Annotated in this window: 15 protein-coding genes; 5 read left to right on the top strand and 10 right to left on the bottom strand. The window is 73.4% G+C overall.

From position 1 onward, the window contains the following. Positions 1-2 precede the first annotated feature (2 nt). Together ABD385_RS33080 and ABD385_RS33075 are read right to left on the bottom strand one after the other, a co-directional pair. Positions 3-1,310: a CHAD domain-containing protein gene (locus tag ABD385_RS33080; RefSeq protein WP_344582932.1), complete on the bottom strand. Its 1,308-nt coding sequence runs from the start codon at positions 1,308-1,310 to the stop codon at positions 3-5. A gap of 73 nt (positions 1,311-1,383) precedes the next feature. Beyond that, positions 1,384-3,681, bottom strand: coding sequence for an RNA degradosome polyphosphate kinase (locus ABD385_RS33075; protein ID WP_344582931.1), 2,298 nt, complete (start codon positions 3,679-3,681; stop codon positions 1,384-1,386). Positions 3,682-3,999: 318 nt separating this feature from the next. Between ABD385_RS33075 and ABD385_RS33070 the strand changes: the two genes are divergently transcribed. Further along, positions 4,000-4,623: a GNAT family N-acetyltransferase gene (locus ABD385_RS33070; RefSeq protein WP_344582929.1), complete on the top strand. Its 624-nt coding sequence runs from the start codon at positions 4,000-4,002 to the stop codon at positions 4,621-4,623. 77 nt (positions 4,624-4,700) lie between these two features. On the opposite strand, the gene mshD is transcribed toward ABD385_RS33070, so the two are convergent. Beyond that, a complete protein-coding gene (gene mshD, locus ABD385_RS33065) occupies positions 4,701-5,618 on the bottom strand; it encodes a mycothiol synthase (protein WP_425585534.1) in 918 nt (305 codons plus the stop codon). 186 nt (positions 5,619-5,804) lie between these two features. Here mshD and ABD385_RS33060 point away from each other — a divergent pair, with 186 nt between their 5' ends. Together ABD385_RS33060 and ABD385_RS33055 are read left to right on the top strand one after the other, a co-directional pair. Next, positions 5,805-7,616 carry a bifunctional metallophosphatase/5'-nucleotidase gene (locus ABD385_RS33060; RefSeq protein WP_344582925.1) on the top strand — a complete coding sequence of 604 codons (1,812 nt, stop codon included), beginning with the start codon at positions 5,805-5,807 and terminating at the stop codon, positions 7,614-7,616. A gap of 266 nt (positions 7,617-7,882) precedes the next feature. Next, a complete protein-coding gene (locus tag ABD385_RS33055; RefSeq protein ID WP_344582923.1) occupies positions 7,883-9,292 on the top strand; it encodes an LmeA family phospholipid-binding protein in 1,410 nt (469 codons plus the stop codon). A gap of 67 nt (positions 9,293-9,359) precedes the next feature. Here the strand turns inward: ABD385_RS33055 and ABD385_RS33050 are convergent, their stop codons facing one another. From ABD385_RS33050 to ABD385_RS33020, 7 genes are all read right to left on the bottom strand, one after another. Further along, positions 9,360-10,961, bottom strand: coding sequence for a HAMP domain-containing sensor histidine kinase (locus ABD385_RS33050; RefSeq protein WP_344582921.1), 1,602 nt, complete (start codon positions 10,959-10,961; stop codon positions 9,360-9,362). Further along, positions 10,958-11,698 carry a response regulator transcription factor gene (locus ABD385_RS33045; protein WP_344582919.1) on the bottom strand — a complete coding sequence of 247 codons (741 nt, stop codon included), beginning with the start codon at positions 11,696-11,698 and terminating at the stop codon, positions 10,958-10,960. Before ABD385_RS33045 ends, ABD385_RS33050 begins: the two co-directional genes overlap by 4 nt. A 250-nt stretch (positions 11,699-11,948) precedes the next feature. Then, positions 11,949-13,076, bottom strand: coding sequence for a S1C family serine protease (locus tag ABD385_RS33040; RefSeq protein ID WP_344582917.1), 1,128 nt, complete (start codon positions 13,074-13,076; stop codon positions 11,949-11,951). A 164-nt stretch (positions 13,077-13,240) separates the two neighbouring features. Then, positions 13,241-14,266 (bottom strand): LacI family DNA-binding transcriptional regulator, encoded by a 1,026-nt coding sequence (locus ABD385_RS33035; RefSeq protein WP_344582915.1) that lies wholly within the window; start codon positions 14,264-14,266, stop codon positions 13,241-13,243. 39 nt (positions 14,267-14,305) lie between these two features. After that, positions 14,306-15,115, bottom strand: a complete 810-nt coding sequence (locus ABD385_RS33030) for a response regulator transcription factor (protein ID WP_344582913.1) — start codon at positions 15,113-15,115, stop codon at positions 14,306-14,308. An 887-nt stretch (positions 15,116-16,002) separates the two neighbouring features. Beyond that, on the bottom strand, positions 16,003-18,036 hold the full coding sequence (locus tag ABD385_RS33025; RefSeq protein ID WP_425585532.1) for an ABC transporter ATP-binding protein: 2,034 nt from the start codon (positions 18,034-18,036) through the stop codon (positions 16,003-16,005). Then, on the bottom strand, positions 18,033-19,766 hold the full coding sequence (locus ABD385_RS33020; RefSeq protein ID WP_344582911.1) for an ABC transporter ATP-binding protein: 1,734 nt from the start codon (positions 19,764-19,766) through the stop codon (positions 18,033-18,035). Before ABD385_RS33020 ends, ABD385_RS33025 begins: the two co-directional genes overlap by 4 nt. Before the next feature lie 186 nt (positions 19,767-19,952). Here ABD385_RS33020 and ABD385_RS33015 point away from each other — a divergent pair, with 186 nt between their 5' ends. Further along, a complete protein-coding gene (locus tag ABD385_RS33015) occupies positions 19,953-20,198 on the top strand; it encodes a MoaD/ThiS family protein (RefSeq protein WP_344583004.1) in 246 nt (81 codons plus the stop codon). A 10-nt stretch (positions 20,199-20,208) separates the two neighbouring features. Then, positions 20,209-21,393 (top strand): hypothetical protein, encoded by a 1,185-nt coding sequence (locus tag ABD385_RS33010; protein ID WP_344582909.1) that lies wholly within the window; start codon positions 20,209-20,211, stop codon positions 21,391-21,393. Positions 21,394-21,509 lie beyond the last annotated feature (116 nt).

Raw genomic sequence — 21,509 nt, 5'->3', positions numbered from 1 at the left:
GCTCAGCCGGTGCGTTCGGTGGTCGGGCCGGGCAGCCACGCGCGGCCGAAGGCGTACCGTGCCGCCTCGACCTCGTGGCGCTGGTCCGCGTGGAGCACGCCCAGCGCGTAGGCGGTGGCCGGCGCGATCCGCGGGGTGCGGGCCGCCGAGGCGGCCGCGGCGGCGGCCTCGGCGGCGTCCCGGTGGTGTTCCAGGGCCCGGCCGGACGCGGTCAGCCGCGGGTCGATCGCCTCGGGGGCGATCACCTCCTGGGCGTAGTGGCTCAGCCGGACCAGCAGCCGCACCTGGTGCCAGGGCGCGTCCTGGTGGTGGCCCGCGGTGAGTCCGGCGGCGTTGTACGGGTGGCCGGCGCGGGCCAGCGGCAGGGTGGCGACGGCCTCGGCGAGCCGTCGGTGGGCCTGTTCGGCGAGCGGCGGCAGCACCTCCCCGGCGGACGCCTCGCCGGCCCGGCGGGCCAGTTGCGCTTCGGAGGCGAGCACCGCGACGGCGTCCGCGACGGCGTGGAAGCGGGACGAGCCCAGCGCCTGGAGGGCCGCGGAGTGCGCGCGGGTGCGGGCCAGGGTGAGTTGCCGGTCGAGCAGCGCGCCGGCCCGGGCGGCCCCGGCGGCCAGCGCGCTCTCGGCGTCCGGCTCGGTGGCGGCGGCCGGGACGGTGGCCGTGGCGACGCTGCCGGTCGCGGCCGGGCGGCCGTCCCGGGCGCTGCGGGCGCCCCGTCCGCCGCGGCCGCCGCGCTCCGCCGGCCGCTCGATGCGCTCGGCCCGTCCGGTGAGCCGCTGCAACGCCCCCATGAGCCGGTCGCGGCGCGCCGTGCACGCCTGCTCGCGGGCCAGGGTGCCGCTCAACCAGCCGAGTTCGGCGCGGAGTTGGTCGGCCCAGACCTCTTCGGTCAGCGGCCGGAAGGTGTGCAGGGTGGCGCTGATCCGGCGGGCGGCGCGGCGCAGTTGCCGGGCCGCCTCGTCGGCGCCGGCCGCGTCCGGGCCGGCCTCGCGGTGGAGCCGCAGGCTGCGCAGGAACTCCGCGGCGTGCCAGTGCAGGTAGCCGGCGAGCACCTCCTCGGCGGTCCGCCCCACGGGCCCGGCTGCGGTGCCGTCCCCGGGCCCGTACGGCACCCCGGCGGCGTGGCGCTCACCCCGGGGGATCCCGTCGTCCGCCCCGCGGTGCGGCGTCTCCCCGTACGCACCGTCGCCGTAGGTCCCGTCCCCGTACGCACCGTCGCCGTACGCCCCGTACCCGTACCCGTACACACCGTCCCCCGGCCCGTCGACCACTGCTGCGCGGGCCCCCGGCGTCCGGCCGGGCTCGTGTCCCATTCCGATCCCGCTTCCGCTTCCGCTTCCCGTGCCGGTTCCGAGGAGACCGGGCCACGGCCCCCCGGCCGGCTGGTCATGTCGCTGGGCCACGCCGGCGCCTCCGGGCGTCGATGAGCATTTCCTGTACGTTCCGCAGCGGTGTGCCGTCCGCGTCCACCGCGTGCCGGGTCCAGTCGCCGTCCGGGCCCAGGTGCCAGGACGAGGTGGAGTCCGACGTCCCCGTTTCCAGCAGCCGGTTCAGGGCCGCCCGGTGGGCCGGGTCGGTGACCCGCACCAGCGCCTCGATCCGCCGGTCGAGGTTGCGGTGCATCATGTCGGCGCTGCCCAGCCACACCTCGGGTTCGCCGCCGTTGCCGAAGGCGAAGACCCGGGAGTGCTCCAGGAAGCGGCCGAGGATGCTGCGGACCCGGATGTGCTCGCTCAGCCCCTGGACTCCGGGGCGCAGCGCACAGATGCCGCGCACCCAGACGTCGACCGGGACCCCGGCCTGCGAGGCCCGGTAGAGCGCGTCGATGACCGCCTCGTCGACCATCGAGTTGACCTTGATGCGGACGTAGGCGGGGCGGCCCGCCCGGTGGTGCGCGGCCTCCTTGTTGATCCGCTGGATCAGCCCGTCGCGCAGCGAGGTGGGCGCCACCAGCAGTCGGCGGTAGGTCTCCCGCCGGGAGTAGCCGCTGAGCCGGTTGAAGAGGTCGGAGAGGTCGGCTCCCACCTGGGGGTCCGCGGTCAGCAGCCCCAGGTCCTCGTACAACCTGGCCGTCTTGGGGTGGTAGTTGCCGGTCCCCACGTGGGAGTACCGGCGCAGGGTCTCGCCCTCCTGGCGGACCACCAGGGACAGCTTGCAGTGCGTCTTGAGCCCCACCAGGCCGTAGACGACGTGACAGCCGGCCTCCTCCAGCTTGCGGGCCCACTTGATGTTGGCCTGCTCGTCGAAGCGCGCCTTGATCTCCACCAGGACCAGGACCTGCTTGCCGGACTCCGCGGCGTCTATCAGGGCGTCCACGATCGGCGAGTGGTCGGAGGTGCGGTAGAGGGTCTGCTTGATGGCGAGCACGTTCGGGTCGGCGGCGGCCTGCTCCAGGAACGCCTGCACGGAGGTGGAGAACGAGTCGTAGGGGTGGTGCAGCAGCACGTCGCGGGCGCGCAGGGCGGCGAAGACGTCGGGCGCGGACGCCGACTCCACCTCCGCCAGGTCACGGTGGGTGCCCGCCACGAACTTGGGGTACTTCAGCTCCGGCCGGTCCAGTGCCCCTATGCCGAACAGTCCGGTCAGGTCGAGCGGGCCGGGCAGCGGGTAGACCTCGGCCTCGGAGACCTTCAGCTCCTGGACCAGCAGGTCCAGGACGGCCGGGTCGATGGTCTCCTCGACCTCCAGGCGGACCGGCGGCCCGAAGCGCCGCCGCATCAGCTCCTTCTCCAGGGCCTGGAGGAGGTTCTCGGCGTCGTCCTCCTCCACCTCCAGATCCTCGTTGCGGGTCACCCGGAACATGTGGTGCGCCCGCACCTCCATCCCCGGGAACAGCTCCTCCAGGTGGGCGGCGATCACGTCCTCGATGGGCACGTACCGCTGCGGGGACGCCTCCAGGAAGCGCGAGAGCAGCGGGGGCACCTTGACGCGCGCGAAGTGGTCGTGGCCGCTGACCGGGTTGCGCACGACCACGGCGAGGTTCAGCGACAGCCCGGAGATGTACGGGAAGGGGTGTGCCGGGTCGACCGCCAGCGGCGTCAGCACCGGGAAGATCTGCTGCCGGAACAGGGTGAACAGCCGGGCCTGCTCCTTCTCGGTCAGCTCCGGCCAACGGATCAGGTGAATGCCCTGGTCAGCGAGTTCCGGAGCGATGTCCTGCTGGAAGCAGGCGGCGTGCCGCGCCATCAGCTCCCGGGACCGGGTCCAGATCTGGTCCAACACCTCCCGGGGCTGGAGGCCGGACGCGGAGCGGGTGGCGACCCCGGTGGCGATCCGTCGCTTGAGGCCGGCGACCCGGACCATGAAGAACTCGTCCAGGTTGCTGGCGAAGATCGCAAGGAAGTTCGCCCGTTCGAGGAGCGGGGTGGCCGGGTCCTCGGCCAGCTCCAGCACCCGCTCGTTGAACCCCAGCCAGCTGCGCTCCCGGTCCAGGAAGCGCCCGCTGGGCAGCTCCTCGCCGTTCGCACCCGGGACGCCGCGGTCCTCGTAGGCGTCCGGATCGGCGTCCAGGTCGGGCTCCAGCCCGGAGACGGCGCGGCGGACGGCGTGCGGGCGGTGCGCGGCGATCGAGCCCACCGACGGCTGCACCGAGGGCTGCTGCACCGAGGAACCTGCCACCCTCGGCGTTTCCTGGGGCGGCATCTCGGGCTGGGCCGGGGCCTGAGCGCTGCGCTGCTGGTTCATGTCCTTATTCTTCCGCGCCCGGGCGCTTCCAGGCGCGTCAGGAGGCGGCGGCGCGAGAGCGATTTCGAGCCGCGGGTTCGGGACGTTCGGCACAGCGGGCTGCATTCAGTGATGCTTGCAAGCGATATTGAATCGCCGGTAACGGGGACATGGCGGCCAGGCAAGCGGGAAACCACCCCCGGGCGTTGCACCGGCGCCGCACCGCCGCCGATCTTCACGACCGCCAACCCGGGCGAAGCGTCCGAAGCCGGGCCGGCGCCGCCGCCGCGTCCGCGAAAGTCCGCTGCACGGCCCGCCCCCGCTCCCTACGCTAAGCGCGTGCTCAGACCTTCCGCGCCACCCATACCGCCCCTGCCCCCGCTCCCGTACACGCCCGACTACCCACTGCGGACCGAGCGGCTGGACCTCCGTCCGGTGCGCCACGACGACTTCGACGCCGTCTACGCCTACCAGCGTCGGCCCGAGGTCTGCCGTTACCTCTACTGGGGCCCGCACGACGAGGCCGGCTCGCGCGCCTCGGTCGCCGACAAGGCGACCCGCACGACGCTCCGGGAGTCCGGCGACTTCCTCCAGCTCGCCGTCGTCCACCACGAGAGCGGCGTCCTGGTCGGCGACGTGACCTTCGCCTACACCCGCCGCGAGCACCGCCAGGCCAGCATCGGCTACGTCTTCCACCCCGACCACGCCGGCCACGGCTACGCCACCGAAGCCTCCCGCGCGCTGCTGGCGCTGGGCTTCGAAGAACTCGGACTGCACCGCATCCAGGCCGAGTTGGACGCCCGCAACACCGCCTCCGCCAGGCTGCTGGAGCGCCTGGGCATGCGGCGCGAGGCCCACCTGCGGGAGAACGAGTTCCTCGACGGCGAGTGGGCCGACGAGGTGGTCTACGCGATGCTGGCGCGCGAGTGGCGCGCCCTGAAGGAGCGGCGCCCCGAGGCGTGACGACGACGGCGGGGCGGGCCCGAGGCCCACCCCGCCGCACACCGCTCACCGGCCGCCGCGCGCTCCCGCCGCGCCGGTCACGTCTCCGACCGGTACATCAGGTCCGTCTCGTGCGTGACGAACCCGAGCCGCTCGTACACCGTCACCGCGGCGGTGTTGTCCGCGTCCACGTAGAGCATCGCGGTCGCCAGTCCCTGCGCCGACAGGTGCCGCAGCCCGATCGCGGTCAGCGCCTTGCCCAGGCCGCCGCCCTGCGCGCCCGGCCGCACCCCGAGGACGTAGACCTCGCCCAGGCCCTCCTCGGCGTGCGCCTTCGTCCAGTGGAAGCCGACCAGCCGGCCGTCCCGCTCCGCGAGGAAGAAGCCCTTCGGGTCGAACCAGGGCTCGCCCTTGCGGTCGTCGAGGTCACGCTGGGTCAGCGCGCCCTGCTCCGGGTGGTGGGCGAAGGCCTCCGCGTTGACCTCCAACCAGGCCGCGTCGTCGGTGTCCGGCTGGAAGGTCCGCACCGTCACGCCCTCCGCCAGCGCCGGCTCCGGCAGGTCCAGATCCGCGAGCGGGCGGCGCATCTGCCGCAGCTCCCGGAACATCGACAGCCCCAGCGTCTGCGCCAGGTGCCGGGCGGCCGGGTGCCCGCCGTGCGCCCACACCCGCAACCGGCGCCCGGACTGCACCAGCAGTTCGCCGCCCAACGCCCGGCCGTGCCCACGGCCGCGGTGCCCCGGATGGACGACCAGCTCGGCGGCGGGCGCCTCCACCGGGTCGGTGTCCTCCAGCTGCCCGTACCCGACCAGTTCCTCGCCGCCCTCCCCCGGCGCGAACACCAGCAGATGCCGCACGCCGTCCCGCCGGCCGCCCCGCAGTTGGAGCCGGCCCTGCTCGGACACGGCCGGTTGCCCGTCCGTCCGCGCGGCCCGTTCGATCAGCTCCAGGACGGCCGCGGCCCCGTCCGGCGCGAGCTCGTCGACGACCTGGATCCTGCGGCCGGTCCGGCCCATCTCCTGTGCAGCGTCAGTCATGCCTGAAGCGTACGACGCGGTCGCGGCCGCACGCGGGTGCCGCGGACGCCGGCGCGATCCGCCCGGCCACCGGACGGCCACCGAGCCGTCACCACGGACCCCTGTCCCGCTACGCGCGTCGACAATATGCTGCCGTCCGCTCGGCACCATCCACGGAGGGGAACCATGTCACCGACAGCTCAACGGGGCCGCCTGGCCCGCAGATTGGCGGCCGCCGCAGCCGTGCTCGCCGCCGCCGCGGGCCTCGCCCTGACCGCCACCGCGCCGCCCGCCGGCGCCGACGGCACCCGCCGCCCCGCCGGCACGGTCGACGTCCAGTTGCTCTCCTTCAACGACTTCCACGGCAACCTCGAACCGCCGCAGGGCTCGTCCGGCAGCGTCGAGGAGCGTCAGGCCGACGGCACCAAGAAGACCGTCCCGGCCGGCGGCGTCGAGTACCTGGCGCAGTCCCTGCGCACTGCCCGCAAGGGCCACCCGTACTCCGTCACCGCGGCGGCCGGCGACATGATCGGCGCCAGCCCGCTGCTCTCCGGCCTCTTCCACGACGAGCCGACCATCGAGGCGATGAACGGGCTCGGCCTCGACGTCACCTCCGTCGGCAACCACGAATTCGACGAGGGCCGGGCCGAGTTGGCGCGGATGCAGCGCGGCGGCTGCCACCCCAAGGACGGCTGCTACGAGAAGGGCAAGACCTTCCGGGGCGCGGACTTCCCCTACCTGGCGGCGAACGTCACCGACGACAGGACCGGCAAGCCGCTCCTCAAGCCGTACACCGTCTGGCAGCACAACGGCGTCAAGATCGGCTTCATCGGCGTGACGCTCAAGGGCACCCCGGACATCGTCAACGCCGACGGCGTCAAGGGCCTGACCTTCCACGGCGAGGTCGAGACGATCAACAAGTACGCCAAGGTCCTGGAGCGCCAGGGCGTCAAGGCGATCGTCGCCCTCCTCCACGAGGGCGGGCTGCCCGCCTCCACGTCGTACGACTACGACTGCGACAGCCCCGGCCCGGGCGCCGGCATCTCGGGCCCGATCGTCGACATCGCCAAGCACGTCACCCCCGCCGTGGACGCCCTGGTCACCGGCCACACCCACCAGTCCTACGCCTGCACCGTCCCCGACCCGGCCGGCCACCCCCGCACGGTCACCTCGGCCGCGTCCTACGGCCGCCTCTACACCGACACCACGCTCACCTACGACCGCCGCAGCCACGACATCGTGCGCACCGCGGTGCACGGCCCGCGCGCGGTCAACCACGTGGTCGACCGCACCCAGCCGAAGGCGCCGGACATGACGTCCCTGATCGGCCGCTGGAACAAGCTGGCCGCGCCGGTGGCCGACAAGCCCGTCGGCTACCTCTCCGCCGACATCAACGGCCGCGGCGCCGGCACCCCCGAGCAACCCCTGGGCGACCTCATCGCCGACGCCCAGTTGGCGGCCACCCAGGACCCCGGCAAGGGCGGCGCCCAGCTCGCCCTGATGAACCCCGGCGGCATCCGCTCCGACCTCGCCTACAAGGCGTCGGGCGGCGAGGGCGACGGCGTCGTCACCTACGCGGAGGCGTTCACCGTCCAGCCGTTCACCAACATGACCAACGTCGTCGACCTGACCGGCGCCCAACTGCTGGCCGCCCTCCAACAGCAGGTCAGCGGCCCCAACGAGGCGTCCCCCAAGATCCTCCAGATCTCGCAGGGCCTCACCTACACGCTCGACATGACGCAGCAGGGCGCCGCCCGCGTCGTCGCCGACTCCGTGAAGGTCAGCGGCGCCCCGCTCGACCCCGCCAAGACCTACCGGGCCGCCATGAACGAGTTCCTGGCCGGCGGCGGCGACGGCTTCCCCGCCCTGAAGCAGGGCACCCACAAGTACGTCGGCCCGTCCGACCTGGACGCCCTCACCGCCTACCTCACGGCGCACTCCACCCCGACCAGCCCGCTGGCGCCGCCCAAGGCGGACCGGATCACGCTCGTGAAGTGACGCCCGCGCGGCCGACGGCCCGCGTCCGGCGACGCCCCCGTACCGCGTACGGGGGCGTCGCCGTGGGGAGTTGACCAGGCGCGCGGCGCCGCGCGCCGGGGCTCGCCAACGGGGCGGCGGGAGCCCACCAGGGCGTCTGACGGTGGTTCAGCGGCGTCCAAGGGCTCGGCAAGATTTCGCCAAGGACGACGGGACGTCTTTCGCGTTCCTCACATTCCGCGGGCGGGACTTGCGCCGCCGGGTCCCGCTCGTGGTGGGATGTGCGGATGCGAACCCCCACACGCATAGCTTCACCCTCGTCCCCGCCCGCCCGTCCGACCGGCTCCGCTCCCGAGGCCGGCGACCGGCCCCACATAGCCGGCCGCCCGGACGATCCGCAGGGCGACACCAGAGAGCTCCCGTCGCTCGACGCCGGCAATCCGTACGCGGACCTGGCCTCGCTCGCCGATCCGGAGCCGGCCGCCGACGGCCGCGACGCCGCACCGGCGGAGGCGGAGCACGCCCCGCCACCGGTGCGCCGCGGCTACCTCAACGAGCGGGACGACACCGACGATCCGCTGGGCCTGGGCCTGCGCTCGGACGAGGACGACGAGGACGCCTGGGCGCCGCCGAACCACCGGAAGATGCGACGGGGCATCAGCCGCTTCGCGGCCGTGCCGCGCACGATCAAGGCGCTGGTCGCCCTGGCGGCCTGCGCGGGGACGCTGGCGCTCGCCGACCGGTTCGCCGTGCTGTACGCGCAGAACAAGGCCGAGGAGCAGGTGAAGACCGCCCTGCACCTGCACGCCCGCCCCGAGGTGGACATCCACGGCTTCCCGTTCCTCACCCAGGTCTTCGACAAGCGGCTCGACCGGGTGGACGTGGTGATCCCGGACGTCGCCGCGGACCGGGTCTCGCTGGCCAAGGTGGCGGCCACCGCCCGGAACATCCGGCTCGACGGCGACCTGCCGTCCGCCATCAAGGGCGCCACCATCGGCCAGGTGCACGGCAGCGTGCTGCTCGCCTTCGACGACATGAACCGCGAACTCGGCGCCTCCCAGGTCAAGTTCAGCGGAGTGGGAAACAACGGGGTGCGCGCGGTCGGCGAGCTGCCGATCGCCGGGCACACCCTGCGGGTCCGGGCCGAGGCGCGCATCCAGCGCAACGGCGAGCGGGGCATCTCCACCGACATCGGGCAGATGCAGTTGGACATCGGCGACGTCGCGATCTACCGCCCGGGCACCGGCAAGGAGGAGGGCCTGCGGCTCACCCGGAAGGGCGCGGCGGAACTCAGCCGGCAGGCCGCCAAGGTCAGGTCGATGCTCAGCATCCCGGCCATCGCCGAGCGGATCGGCATCCCCAAGGAGTACCTCGACGACGCCCTGCGCAGCGACGACAAGCTGCACGAGCTGATCGGTTCACCGCGCTTCGTCCACCAGCTGATGAACGTGAACCTCGTCGACGTGGTGATGGACCACCCCTGGCTGCTCCAGAAGGTCGGTATCGACGCGAAGGTGCTCGGCGCACTCACCGACCTGACGAAGCCTCAGCTCGCGGACCGGCTGTCGCTCTCCTTCCAACTCCCCAAGACCCCGGGGGACGTGCGGCTGCGCAACGTCACCGTGGAGAGCGACGGCATCCACGCCGACCTGACCGGCGCGAACCTGCCGTTCGGCGACGCGGCGAAGGGACAGTAGACCGGCGGGGCGGCGGGACCTACGGGGCCGGCGGGGCGGGTAGGTCCCCCGGGGGCGCCGAGGGGGCCTACGCCTCCGGCTCCCCCGGCTCCCCCGGCTGCCCGGGCGTGCCGTCCTTCCCGGCCTCCCCCGGCGCCGCCGACCGGTCCGCCGCACCGGCCGCACCGGCCGTACCGGCCGCGCCCGCCGGTACGTCCGGGGGCGGCGTGGCCGCGCCCGGCAGGGTCAACAGGGCCTCGGTGCCGCCGCCGGAGGCGTTCCGCAGGCGCACGCCGCCGCCGGACTGCTCGGCGGTGCGGGCCACGATGGACAGGCCCAGTCCGCTGCCGGGAAGGCTGCGGGCGGAGGGCGAACGCCAGAAGCGCTCGAAGACGTGCGGGAGTTCGTCCGACGGGATGCCGGGGCCGTGGTCCCGGACGGTCAGCGCGCCACCGGCCAACCGCACCTCGACCGTGCCGCCGGACGGGCTGAACTTCACCGCGTTGTCGAGGAGGTTGACCACCGCGCGCTCCAGGGCGGCGGGCTCGGCCCGGACGTACCAGGGGGCGAGCTCGGCGGTGATGGTGAGGGACGGACCGCGCAACCGGGCCCGTTCGAGAGCGGTGCCGACGGTGTCGTGGAGGGCGACCACCCGCAGGTCCGACGCGCCGCCGGCGCCCGTCTCCGGCGTGCGGGAGAGCACCTGGAGATCGCCGATCAGCGCCGCCAACTCGCCCATCTGGGCCTTCACCGAGGTGAGCAGGGCCTCCTTGTCGGCGGCCGGGATCGGGCGGCCGGAGCGCTCGCTGCGCTCCAGCAGGTCGATGTTGGTCCGCAGCGACGTCAGGGGCGTGCGGAGCTCGTGTCCGGCGTCGGCGATGAGCTGCTGCTGGAGGTCGCGGGAGGCGGCCAGCGCGGCGGTCATCGCGTTGAACGACCGGGACAGCCGGGCGATCTCGTCCTCGCCGTCGGTGGGGATGCGGATGGTGAGGTCCTGGGTGCGGGCGACGTGCTCGACGGCGGCGGTCAGCCGGTCGACGGGCTTCAGGGCCGCCCGGGCCACCCACAGACCGGCGGTCGCCGCGCCCAGCACCCCCACCCCGGCGACCACCAGCAGCACCAGGGCGAGCTGGTTGAGCGGGTCGGTGACCTGGTCCATCGGTGCGGCGACGGAGATCGCCAGCCGGTTGCCCTGGGCGTCGGCGATCGGGCCGCGGTAGGGGACGGTCGAGACCCGCATCGAGGCGCCGTTCTCGTCCTTGGTGGTGTGCACGGCGCTGGCCAGCCGCCCGTCGGCGACCGCCTGGTCCACCCGCTGCGCGGGAATGGACGCCTTGTTGGGCGAGGTGCAGACGTAGCCGCTGGGCGACACCAGCTGGATGGTGTACGGCGTGGGCTGGAAGCGGACGTTCAGCGGGCTGCCGGCGCAGCGGGCGCTGATCGCCTGGACGTAGTCGGAGTTCACCTCGACGGTGCTCAGGCTGGTGTCGAGCTGCTCGGTGAGCCGGTCGCGGGTGATCAACCAGCAGGCGGCCGCCGACAGCGCCACCGCGAAGGCGACCGCGACCGCGATGAGCAGCGCCAGCCGGGAGCGCAGCGGCAGCTGGTGGAACCTGGTCAGGCCGGAGGCCGCGCCGGACGCCGGCGGCTCGGGGGCGGGGCGCGCGGGGTCGTCGCCGGGGGCGCTCATTCCGCACCGCCTTCCAGGCGCAGGACGTAGCCCACCCCGCGCACGGTGTGGACCAGTCGCGGCTCGCCGCCCGACTCCGTCTTGCGGCGGAGGTACATCACGTACACGTCGAGGGAGTTCGAGGTCGGCTCGAAGTCGAAGCCCCAGACGGCCTTGAGGATCTGCTCGCGGGTGAGGACCTGCCGCGGGTGGGCCAGGAACATCTCCAGCAGCGTGAACTCCGTGCGGGTCAGCTCGACCGGGCGGTGGCCGCGGGTGACCTCGCGGGTGGCGAGGTTCATCCGCAGGTCGGCGAAGGTCAGCAGCTCGCTGTCGTCGGGCGGGACGGCGCCGGCCGCCGCGGCGTACGAGCTGCGGCGCAGCAGGGCGCGGATCCGGGCCAGCAGTTCGTCCAGCTCGAAGGGTTTGACGAGGTAGTCGTCGGCGCCGGCGTCCAGGCCGGTGACCCGGTCGCCGACGGTGTCCCGGGCGGTCAGCATCAGGATCGGGACGGTGACCCCGGACGCCCGCAGCCGGCGGGCGGCGGTCAGGCCGTCCATCCGCGGCATCAGCACGTCCAGCACGATCAGTTCGGGATCGTAGGCGGCGACCTTCTCCACCGCGTCCAGCCCGTCGACGGCCTGCTCGGTTCCGTACCCCTCGAAGGCGAGCGAACGCTGCAGTGCCTCGCGGACCGCGGGCTCGTCGTCGACGATCAGGATGCGGGCGGGGTGATCACCGTGCTCGGCGGGGCTCATGTGCGTGACTACCTCGGATGTGCGTGACGGACGAGGGACTGGGCCTTTCCTGCTTCAGCCTGACACGGATGTCGCACCGGCGGACGCCCTGTGGACAACCGCCTGTGGATATCCGCCGCCCGGCGCCGGCCCCGCCCGAAGGCGCGACCGAAGGCGTGCCTGAAGGCCCGTCCCAAGGCCCCGTTCGGGCGGCCGCCCGGGTCCCGCCCGCAGGACGGCCGCCGCCCGCCGGGCCCGCGCGCGGGCCCGGTCAGACCCCGCTGTTGCTGCCCCCGCTGCCCCCGCCGCGCAGTGCGTCGAGGTCGGCCTTGACGGTGTTGATCGGTATCGCGAAGCCGAGGCCGACGCTGCCCGCCTGGCTGCTGTCCGACGAACCCGGCGCGTACATGGCCGAGTTGATGCCGATGATCTGGCCCTGCATGTTGATCAGGGCGCCACCGGAGTTGCCCGGGTTGAGCGCGGCGTCGGTCTGTATCGCCTTGTAGGTGGTCTTGGACGAGCCGGTGTCGCCGTTGTACTGGTTGCCGCCGAACTCGAACGGCCAGCCACCGCCGCCGCCACCGCCGCCGAAGAAGCCGCGGCCCTGCCCCTGGTCCTGTCCCTGGCCCTGGCCCTGGTCCTGCCCCTGGCTCTGGCCGTCCTCCTTGGGGACCGAGACGTCGCGGTTGAGCGCGGAGACGATGCCGCTGGTCACCGAGCCGGAGAGGCCCTCGGGCGAGCCGATCGCGACGACCGGGTCGCCGACCACGAGCTTGCTGGAGTCGCCGAGCACCGCGTGGGTCAGCCCCTTGCCGCCGTTGACCTTGATCAGCGCCAGGTCCTTGTCCGGGTCGGTGCCGACGACCGTCGCGGTCTTCTTGCTGCCGTCGCTGAAGGTGACGCTCACCGTGCGGGCGCCGGCCACCACGTGGTTGTTGGTGACGATCTCGCCGTTGCTGGTGATGACCACGCCGGAGCCGGTGGACTGGCCGCCCTGCGTCCGTGCCTGGATCTCCACGATGGCCGGGCTGACCGCCTTGGCGACCCCGGCGACCCCGGAGCCGTTGCCGGTGTTCTGCCCGGCGTTGACGAGCGGGGTCGAGATGCCGCCGGAGGTGCTGCCCTGCTGGGTGGCGCCGGCGATCAGGGCCGCGCTGCCACCACCGATCAGACCCGAGGCCAGTGCCACCGCCGCGATCAGCGCGATCGGCCGGCGGGCTCGGCGCCGCGGCTCCGGCGCACCGGCTCCACCCTGGTCCGCCGCGCCCGGCGTGTACGGAGGCGGCGGCGGTACGTCGCCGCCCCCGTAGGCGCCGTGGTCGCTGCCGTGCGCGGTGCCGTAGGCGTACGGCCGGTCCTGGGGCATCTCTTCGCCGCTGCGGCGGTAGCTCTCGGTCATAGCCATGACTCTGCGGTCGCTGCATGAGAACCGTCTGAGAACGTCCTGAGAGACCCAACAGAAGTGGGTATGCCCGGTATAAGGAAGCCCCCGCTCCGACGCCGCCGCGCCGTCGTGCTCCGCCCCGCGCGGTCCCCGGCGCGCGCCCGCCGGACGTGCGGCCCTCAGCCCCCGCACCCGCAGGACCGCCGCACCACCAGCCGCGACGGGAACTGCCGTAGCCGCTCGCGGCGCGAACCGACCACCCGCAGGCCGTCGTCCAGCACCAGGTCGACGGCCGCCCGGGCCATCGCCTGCCGGTCCGAGGCGACCGTGGTCAGCGGCGGATCGGTGAGCCCCGCCTCCTTCACGTCGTCGAAGCCGGCCACCGCCAACTCGCCCGGCACGTCGATCCGCAGCTCGCGGGCGGCCCGCAGCACGCCGATCGCCTGGTCGTCGGTGGCGCACATGATGGCCGGCGGCCGGTCCGGACCGGCCAGCACCTCCAGCGCCACCCGGTAGGCGTCGTAGCGGTTGTAGGGCGCCTGGAAGTAGTGCCCCGCGGGGGACCGCCCGGACTCCAGCATGGCCCGTCGCCACCCCTCCACGTGGTCGGTGACCGGGTCGCCGGACTTCGGGGTCTCCTCGGTGCCGCCCAGGAAGGCGACGTACGCGTGGCCGTGCTCCAGGAGGTGCCGGGTCGCCAGCTGGGCGCCCCAGATGTCGTCGGTCATCACCGCGACGTCGTCGATGGCGTCCGGCCGGCGGTGCAGCAGCACCACCCGGGCGTCCCAGGCGTCGATCTCCGCGGCGGCGTGCTCGCTGGGGCCCTGGCTGATCAGGATCAGCCCGGCCACCCGCATCCCGAGGAACGCGCGGAGGTAGTGCACCTCGCGCTCGTCGAGATAGTTGGCGTTGCCGACGAGCACCATCTTGCCGCGCTCGGAGGCGGCCTGTTCGACGGCGTGCGCCATCTCCGCGAAGAACGGCTGCCGGGTGTCCGGCACGATCAGGCCTATGAGGTCCGTGCGACGGGACGCCATCGCCTGCGCGACCCGGTCGGGCCGGTAGCCGAGCTCCTTGATCGCGGCGAGCACCCGCTCGCGCGTGGCCGGGGCGACCGGCCTCGGTCCGTTGTTGATGACGTAACTGACCACGGCGGTGGACGTCCCCGCCAGCTTTGCCACATCATCCCGCGTCACCTTGGCCACGCGCGGCAGTCTACGCGGGTGGTCCTACCGGTCGGCAGGCTACGCGGGCGCCGATCCCGCGCCCGACGAGGCGGCCCGGGCGGGCGCCCGCCCGTCGGCCCGCTTGGCCCGTCCGCCGTCCTTGGCCGCCCTCGCGGTGTCCTCCTGCGCCTTGGCCTCCGCGGCCGCCCGCTCCACCTTCTCCGGCACCACGAAGCGGTAGCCGACGTTGCGGACCGTGCCGATGAGCGACTCGTGCTCGGGGCCGAGCTTGGCGCGCAGCCGCCGGACGTGCACGTCCACGGTCCGCGTCCCGCCGAAGTAGTCGTAGCCCCACACCTCCTGGAGGAGCTGGGCGCGGGTGAAGACCCGGCCCGGATGCTGCGCCAGGTACTTCAGCAGCTCGAACTCCTTGAAGGTCAGGTCCAGGACCCGGCCCTTGAGCTTGGCGCTGTAGGTGGCCTCGTCCACCGAGAGGTCACCGGTGCGGATCTCCGTGGGGCCGTTGTCGGTGGTGATCTGCTGGCGGCCCATCGCCAGCCTCAGCCGCGCCTCCACCTCGGCCGGCCCTGCGGTGTCCAGCAGCACGTCGTCGACGCCCCAGTCGGCGGTGACGGCGGCCAGTCCGCCCTCGGTCACCACCAGCACCAGCGGACAGCCGGGCCCGGTGGACCGCAGCAGCTGGCACAGGGACCGGACGTGCGGAAGGTCTCGGCGGCCGTCGATCAGTATGACGTCGGCCCCGGGGGTGTCGATCAGGGCCGGGCCCTCGGCGGGGGCGACCCGGACGCTGTGCAGCAGCAAGCCGAGCGCCGGAAGCACCTCCGTCGACGGCTGGAGAGCATTGGTCAGCAGCAGAAGCGAACTCACTTCCGACCACCTACCCGGTTTCCGGCGAGCTTCGTCCTGTGCGGCTCACTGTCCTGCACGCTTCGCTTGCCCATGACGTCTGGTTCCTCCTCGGTCCCTGCGACGGGGGCACCACCCGGCTCGGCCGGGGGGCTGCGGCACTGCTTCGTACGGAGTGCTCCCGCGCACGCACTTTGCGTGCGTGAAAGCACAAAAGGATCCGGGGGCGACGCTGCCCGGATCCTTCTTGCCCAGCAGAATAGCTCAGATGAGTTGCGGACCCGAGGCCGATTTTGCGCGTTCTTGTGTTCCGTCGGTCACTTCGAGTGGTCGCCGGGGAACGTCGTTGACGGGTGATGACCACCGCGCCGGGGCCACCCGCACTCCGCAAAATCCGCTTCCCGACGCGGCTGCGGCGCTCCCGCCCGGGCCCCGCGCCACCCTCTGGGCCGGCCTCGCGGGCCGGCCCGCGGACGGCCGCGGCGGCTCCCCCGAACGGTCCGCGCCCCGCCGCCCCGACACCACGTCGTCCCAGCATGCGGACATGATCACATCTCCGGGACGGCGGCCGGACGGCTCCGGCGACCGTGTCGCGGTCGGCGCTCGCGGGCTCCCCTAGCGGTCCCCGACCGGCCGCCCGGCCCGCCCCGCAAGGCGCCACCGACTCCCGCCCGCCGGCCGCCGCGCGGGCGGCCCGACGGTCCGCCGCCCGACCGGCCGGGCCGGGCAACCGGCGGGTGCGGCACGGCCGGGGGAGCACGGGGAGCGCACGGGTGCGTGCCCCGATGTCGCGGTCGCGCTCAGTGCTCCGGGCCGGTGGTACGACCGGGGCACGACGGCGGCAGCACGGCCCCCGTGGCCGGCCGCCGTGCGCCCCCGAGGGCACCCGGCCCGCGGCGGGCGGCGGGTTACTCCGCCTCCGTGACCGCCTCGGCGAACTGGGCCGCGTACAGGCGGGCGTAGGCGCCGTCGGCGGCCAGGAGCGCGTCGTGGCCGCCCTGTTCGACGATCGAGCCGTCCTCCATCACCAGGATGACGTCGGCGTCGCGGATGGTGGAGAGGCGGTGCGCGATCACGAAGCTGGTGCGGCCGGTGCGGAGTTGCGCCATGGCGTGCTGGATGAGGACCTCGGTGCGGGTGTCGACCGAGCTGGTGGCCTCGTCCAGGACCAGGATCGCCGGTTCCGCGAGGAAGGCGCGGGCGATGGTGATGAGCTGCTTCTCGCCCACCGAGACGTTGCCGCCCTCCTCGTCGAGGACGGTGTCGTAGCCGTCGGGGAGGGTGCGGACGAAACGGTCGACGTGGGTGGCCTTGGCGGCCGCGACGACCTTGTCGAGGGTGGTGCCCTCGGGGGCGCCGTAGGCGATGTTCTCGGCGATGGTGCCGCCGAAGAGCCAGGTGTCCTGGAGGACCATGCCGATGTTGCCGCGCAGCTCCTCGCGGGACATCCGGGCGATGTCCACGCCGTCGAGGGTGATCCGGCCGCCGCGGACCTCGTAGAACCGCATGAGGAGGTTGACCAGGGTGGTCTTGCCGGCGCCGGTGGGGCCGACGATGGCGACGGTCTGGCCGGGGTGGACGGCGAGCGAGAGGCCGTCGATGAGCGGCTTGTTCTCGTCGTAGCGGAAGGAGACGTCCTCGAAGGCGACCCGGCCGGTGACCTGCTCCGGGCGGGCCGGCCGCGCCGGGTCGGGGTCCTGCTCCGCGGCGTCGAGGAGTTCGAAGACCCGCTCGGCGGAGGCGACGCCGGACTGGACGAGGTTGGCCATCGAGGCGACCTGCGTCAGCGGCTGGCTGAACTGGCGGCTGTACTGGACGAACGCCTGGACGTCGCCGATCGACAGCGCGCCGGACGCGACGCGCAGCCCGCCGACCACCGCCACCAGGACGTAGTTGAGGTTGCCGATGAACATCATCGCGGGCTGGATGATGCCGGAGATGAACTGCGCCTTGAAGCCCGCGGAGTAGAGCGCCTCGTTCTGCTCGCGGAAGAGCGCGGCGGACTCCTTCTGCCGGCCGAAGACCTTGACCAGGGAGTGGCCGGTGTACATCTCCTCGATGTGCGCGTTCAGCTTGCCGGTGGTCCGCCACTGCTGGACGAACTGCGGCTGGGCCCGCTTGCCGACCTTGGTGGCGACCAGGACCGAGACCGGCACGGTGATCAGCGCGACCAGCGCCAGCAGCGGCGAGATCCAGAACATCATGCCCAGCACGCCCACGATGGTCAGCAGCGAGGACACGATCTGGCTGAGGGTCTGCTGGAGCGTCTGCTGGATGTTGTCGATGTCGTTGGTGGCGCGGGAGAGCACCTCGCCGCGCTGCTGCTTGTCGAAGTAGCTCAGCGGCAGCCGGGCCAGCTTCTCCTCGACCTGCTCGCGCAGCCGGTAGACGGTGCGCTGGACGACCCGGGTGGCGATCCGGGCCTGGACGAACCCGAAGACGGCGGACCCGGCGTAGATCACGGTGACCCAGAGCAGGACCGTGCCGACGGCGCCGAAGTCGATGTGCGGGCCGGGGGCCACCGGCATGCTGGCGACCAGGTCCGCCAGGCCGCCCTGGCCGTGCGCCCGCAGCTGTGCGGCGGCCTGCGCCTTGGTCAGGCCCGCGGGCAGGTGGCGGCCGACGATGCCGGCCACGATCAGGTCGGTGGCCCGGCCCAGCACCTTGGGGCCGACGACGGTCAGGGCCACGCTCACCACGCCGAGCAGCAGCGCGACGGCGATGACGCCGCGCTCCGGCCGCATCTGGGCCAGCAGCCGCTTGCCGGAGCCCTTGAAGTTCAGGGACTTGTCGATCGGGCCGCCCATCATGCGGCCCATCGGGCCGGCGCCGGGGGCCGGGCCGCGGCGGGGCGCCGCGGCGGGGGCGTCCGCGCCGGCGTCGGCGGGCGCCTCCTCGGGGGCCCGGTCGGCGGCCGGGCCCTGCTTGTCCGCGGTGGTCATGCCGCCTCCTGCTCGGTGAGCTGGGAGAGCACGATCTCCCGGTAGGTCTCGTTGCCGGCCATCAGCTCCTGGTGGGTGCCGGTGCCCACGACGCGGCCCTCGTCGAGGACCACGATCCGGTCCGCGCCGCGGATCGTGGAGACCCGCTGGGCGACGATCACCACGGTGGCCCGGTCGGTCTCCTGGGCCAGTGCGGCGCGCAGTGCCGCGTCGGTGGCGTAGTCCAGAGCCGAGAAGGAGTCGTCGAAGAGGTAGATCTCCGGCTTGCGGACCAGGACGCGGGCGATCGCCAGCCGCTGCCGCTGCCCACCGGAGACGTTGGACCCGCCCTGCGCGATCGGCGCCTGGAGGCCGCCCTCCATCCGGGTCACGAAGTCCTCGGCCTGGGCGGTCCGCAGCGCCTGCCACAGCTCCTCGTCGGTGGCGTCGGGGTTGCCGTACCGCAGGTTGCTGGCGACCGTGCCGGAGAAGAGGTAGGGCTTCTGCGGCACCAGGCCGATGACGGCGGCGAGCGTCTCCGGGGCGAGGGTGCGCACGTCCGCGCCGTCGACCAGGACCGTGCCGCCGGTGGCGTCGAAGAGTCGGGGCACCAGCCCGAGGAGGGTGGACTTGCCGGCGCCGGTGGAGCCGATGACGGCGGTGGTCTCGCCCGGGCGGGCGCGCAGCGAGATGTCCTTGAGGACCGGCTGCTCGGCACCGGGGAAGCGGAACTCCACGTGCTGTAGCTCCAGTTCGCCGTGCCGGTGCAGTGCGGTGACCGGCTCGGCGGGCGGGGTGACGCTGGACTCGGTGGTCAGCACCTCCTGGATCCGCTCCGCGCAGACCTCGGCGCGCGGCAGCATCATCACCATGAACGTCGCCATCATGATCGACATCAGGATGTACATCAGGTAGCTGAGGAAGGCCGTCAGCGCGCCGATCTGCATCTGCTCGGCGTCGATGCGCAGCCCGCCGAACCAGACCACGGCCACGCTGGAGAGGTTCACGATCAACATGACCAGCGGGAACATCATCGACATCAGCCGGCCGGCGCGGATCGAGATGTCGTACAGGTCGGTGTTGGCCCCGGCGAACCGCTCGCGCTCGTGCCGGTCCCGGACGAAGGCGCGGATGACGCGGATGCCGGTGATCTGCTCGCGCAGCACGCGGTTGACGGTGTCGATGCGCTCCTGCACCCCGCGGAACAGCGGCCGCATCCGGCGCACGATGAGGGAGACGAGGATCCCGAGGACCGGGACGATGACCAGCAGGAGCGCCGAGAGCGGCACGTCCTGGTTGAGCGCCATGATGACGCCGCCGATGCACATGATCGGCGCCGAGACCATCATCGTGAACGTCATCAGGACCAGCATCTGGACCTGCTGGACGTCGTTGGTGGTCCGGGTGATCAGCGACGGCGCGCCGAAGCCGCCCATCTCCCGGGCGGAGAACGACTGGACCCGGTCGAAGACCGCGGCCCGGACGTCCCGACCGAGCGCCATGGCCGTGCGGGCACCGAAGTAGACCGCGCCGATCGCGCAGACGATCTGGAGCAGCGTCACCGCGACCATGAAGCCGCCGACGCCGAAGATGTAGCCGCTGTCCCCCTTCACGACACCGTTGTCGATGATGTCCGCGTTGAGGGTCGGGAGGTAGAGGGTCGCCAGCGTCTGGATCAACTGGAGCAGGACGATCAGGGATATGGAGCGCCTATAGGGCCGCAGATGCGCCCGCGCGAGTCGGACCAACACAGGCCGGAGCCTATGCGACTGCTTGCCTCCGGCAATCGAATTTCTTCGAACGGTGCAGGAATCATCCCGGATCACCACAAGTCTTTACCCAGACTTGCCCGGATTCGGACCGGCCGCCGCGTACGCCATCATGGAGGCGGCAAGAGCCCCCGAGACGAAGAGGCCGCCGTGACAACAACTGGCACCGTGCGCTACTGGGCCGCGGCCAAGGCCGCCGCCGGCGCGGCAGAGGAGCCGTACGCGGCGGCGACGCTCGCCGAGGCACTGGAAGCGGCACGCACCGCGCACGCCGCGAACCCGGAGTTCGCCCGCGTCCTGCTGCGCTCCTCCTTCCTGGTGGACGGCGTCCAGGTCGGCTCCCGCGACCACGCGGGGGTGCCGCTGACCCAGGGCGGCACCGTCGAGGTCCTGCCGCCGTTCGCCGGAGGATGAGCAGAGGGTCATGAGCGACAACCAGCCGCAGCACCACCACCCGTACGACGCGTACCCCGACCCGTCGCCCGACCAGCAGGCGGCCTACGGCACCCCGTACGGGCAGCAGCCCTACGACCCCTATATGCAGCAGCAGCCCCACCAGCAACAGCCGTCGCACGCGCAGCACCCGCAGCAGCCCTACGGGTACGAGTACGACGCGTACGGGCAGCAGCAGCCGCAGCCCCCGGCCGCCGCCCCCTACGCGCCGGACGGCTACCCGGCCCCCGCGCCGCACCAGGACGCCCACCACCCTTACGACGGCCACCAGGGCGGCCAGCAGGGCTCCTACGGGCCCGCGCACGGCACCACCGCCACCGCCGAGCCGGTGCCGGTCGACCCGGTCGCCGCGGCCCCCGCCGATACCAGCGCCGACACCGCCGCGGCCCCCGCCGCGCCCCTCAAGCCGAACCAGCTCGCCCGCGCCGAGGGCCGTTCGCCGATCATCCCGCCCGGCCTCCAGCCGGCCGCGCTGACCGCGTTGCTCGCCCTGTTGCTGGCGCTGGCCGCGCCGGTCGCCCGCCCGCTCCTGGTGGTCCCGGTGGTGCTGCTCCAGGCCGTCACCGCCGCCGGCTGGTTCCGGCTGAACGGGATGTGGCCGGCCCGTCAGGGCATCGCCCTGGCCTTCCTGGGCGGCCTGGCCACCGACGCCGGGCTGCTCGCCACCCCGCACGAGGACGCGCCGCTGGTCGCCATCGGCACGCTGGGCGTGTGGTGCCTGCTGGTGATCGTCCTCCAGCTGCGCAACCGCAGCAGCGCCGACGAGCGGATGTACGCGCTGACCGCGGGGCTGACCTCGTCCGCGCTGGCGGTGCTCGCCGCCGGGCACCTGGCCGCCGACCCGGACGCGGTGGTGGTCGGCGCGGCCGCGGTCGCGCTGGCGACGCTGGCCCGCGCGCTGCCGCTGCCCGGCCCGCTCTCGCTGGTGCTCGGCCTGCTGGCCGGCGCCGGCGCCGGCATCGCGGCCGGCCAGCTGACCGGCATGGGGACCACCGGCGCACTGCTCGGCCTGGTCGCCGGCGGCTGCGCCCTGATCGGCCTGCGGGTGGCCAGCTACGACTACCCCTCCCGCTTCGTGCACCTGACGGCGGGCGTCGCCCTGCCGCTGGCCCTGGCCGCCCCGGCCGTCTACGTCCTGGGCCGGGCCCTGGGGTAGCCCCGGCCCACGGGTCCGGCACGCAGCGGCGGCGGCCGTACCGACCCCGAACGCCTTCTGCAGGCACTCGGGGCACCAGCCGCCGGCGATCCGCACTACTGGGGCGAGCGGATCCT

It is taken from the genome of Streptomyces lunalinharesii (assembly GCF_039532155.1).
Classification (GTDB): Bacteria; Actinomycetota; Actinomycetes; order Streptomycetales; family Streptomycetaceae; genus Streptomyces; species Streptomyces lunalinharesii.
This window is presented reverse-complemented; position numbering and strand designations above follow the sequence as displayed.

Bases quoted from the DNA above. Each gene is read 5' to 3' on its own strand.
- ABD385_RS33050 (WP_344582921.1), bottom strand. From the start codon at position 10,961: ATGAGCGCCCCCGGCGACGACCCCGCGCGCCCCGCCCCCGAGCCGCCG.
- ABD385_RS33040 (WP_344582917.1), bottom strand. From the start codon at position 13,076: ATGACCGAGAGCTACCGCCGCAGCGGCGAAGAGATGCCCCAGGACCGG.
- ABD385_RS33025 (WP_425585532.1), bottom strand. From the start codon at position 18,036: ATGACCACCGCGGACAAGCAGGGCCCGGCCGCCGACCGGGCCCCCGAG.
- ABD385_RS33055 (WP_344582923.1), top strand. From the start codon at position 7,883: ATGCGAACCCCCACACGCATAGCTTCACCCTCGTCCCCGCCCGCCCGT.
- ABD385_RS33060 (WP_344582925.1), top strand. From the start codon at position 5,805: ATGTCACCGACAGCTCAACGGGGCCGCCTGGCCCGCAGATTGGCGGCC.
- mshD (WP_425585534.1), bottom strand. From the start codon at position 5,618: ATGGGCCGGACCGGCCGCAGGATCCAGGTCGTCGACGAGCTCGCGCCG.
- ABD385_RS33080 (WP_344582932.1), bottom strand. From the start codon at position 1,310: ATGGGACACGAGCCCGGCCGGACGCCGGGGGCCCGCGCAGCAGTGGTC.
- ABD385_RS33045 (WP_344582919.1), bottom strand. From the start codon at position 11,698: ATGAGCCCCGCCGAGCACGGTGATCACCCCGCCCGCATCCTGATCGTC.
- ABD385_RS33010 (WP_344582909.1), top strand. From the start codon at position 20,209: ATGAGCGACAACCAGCCGCAGCACCACCACCCGTACGACGCGTACCCC.
- ABD385_RS33075 (WP_344582931.1), bottom strand. From the start codon at position 3,681: ATGAACCAGCAGCGCAGCGCTCAGGCCCCGGCCCAGCCCGAGATGCCG.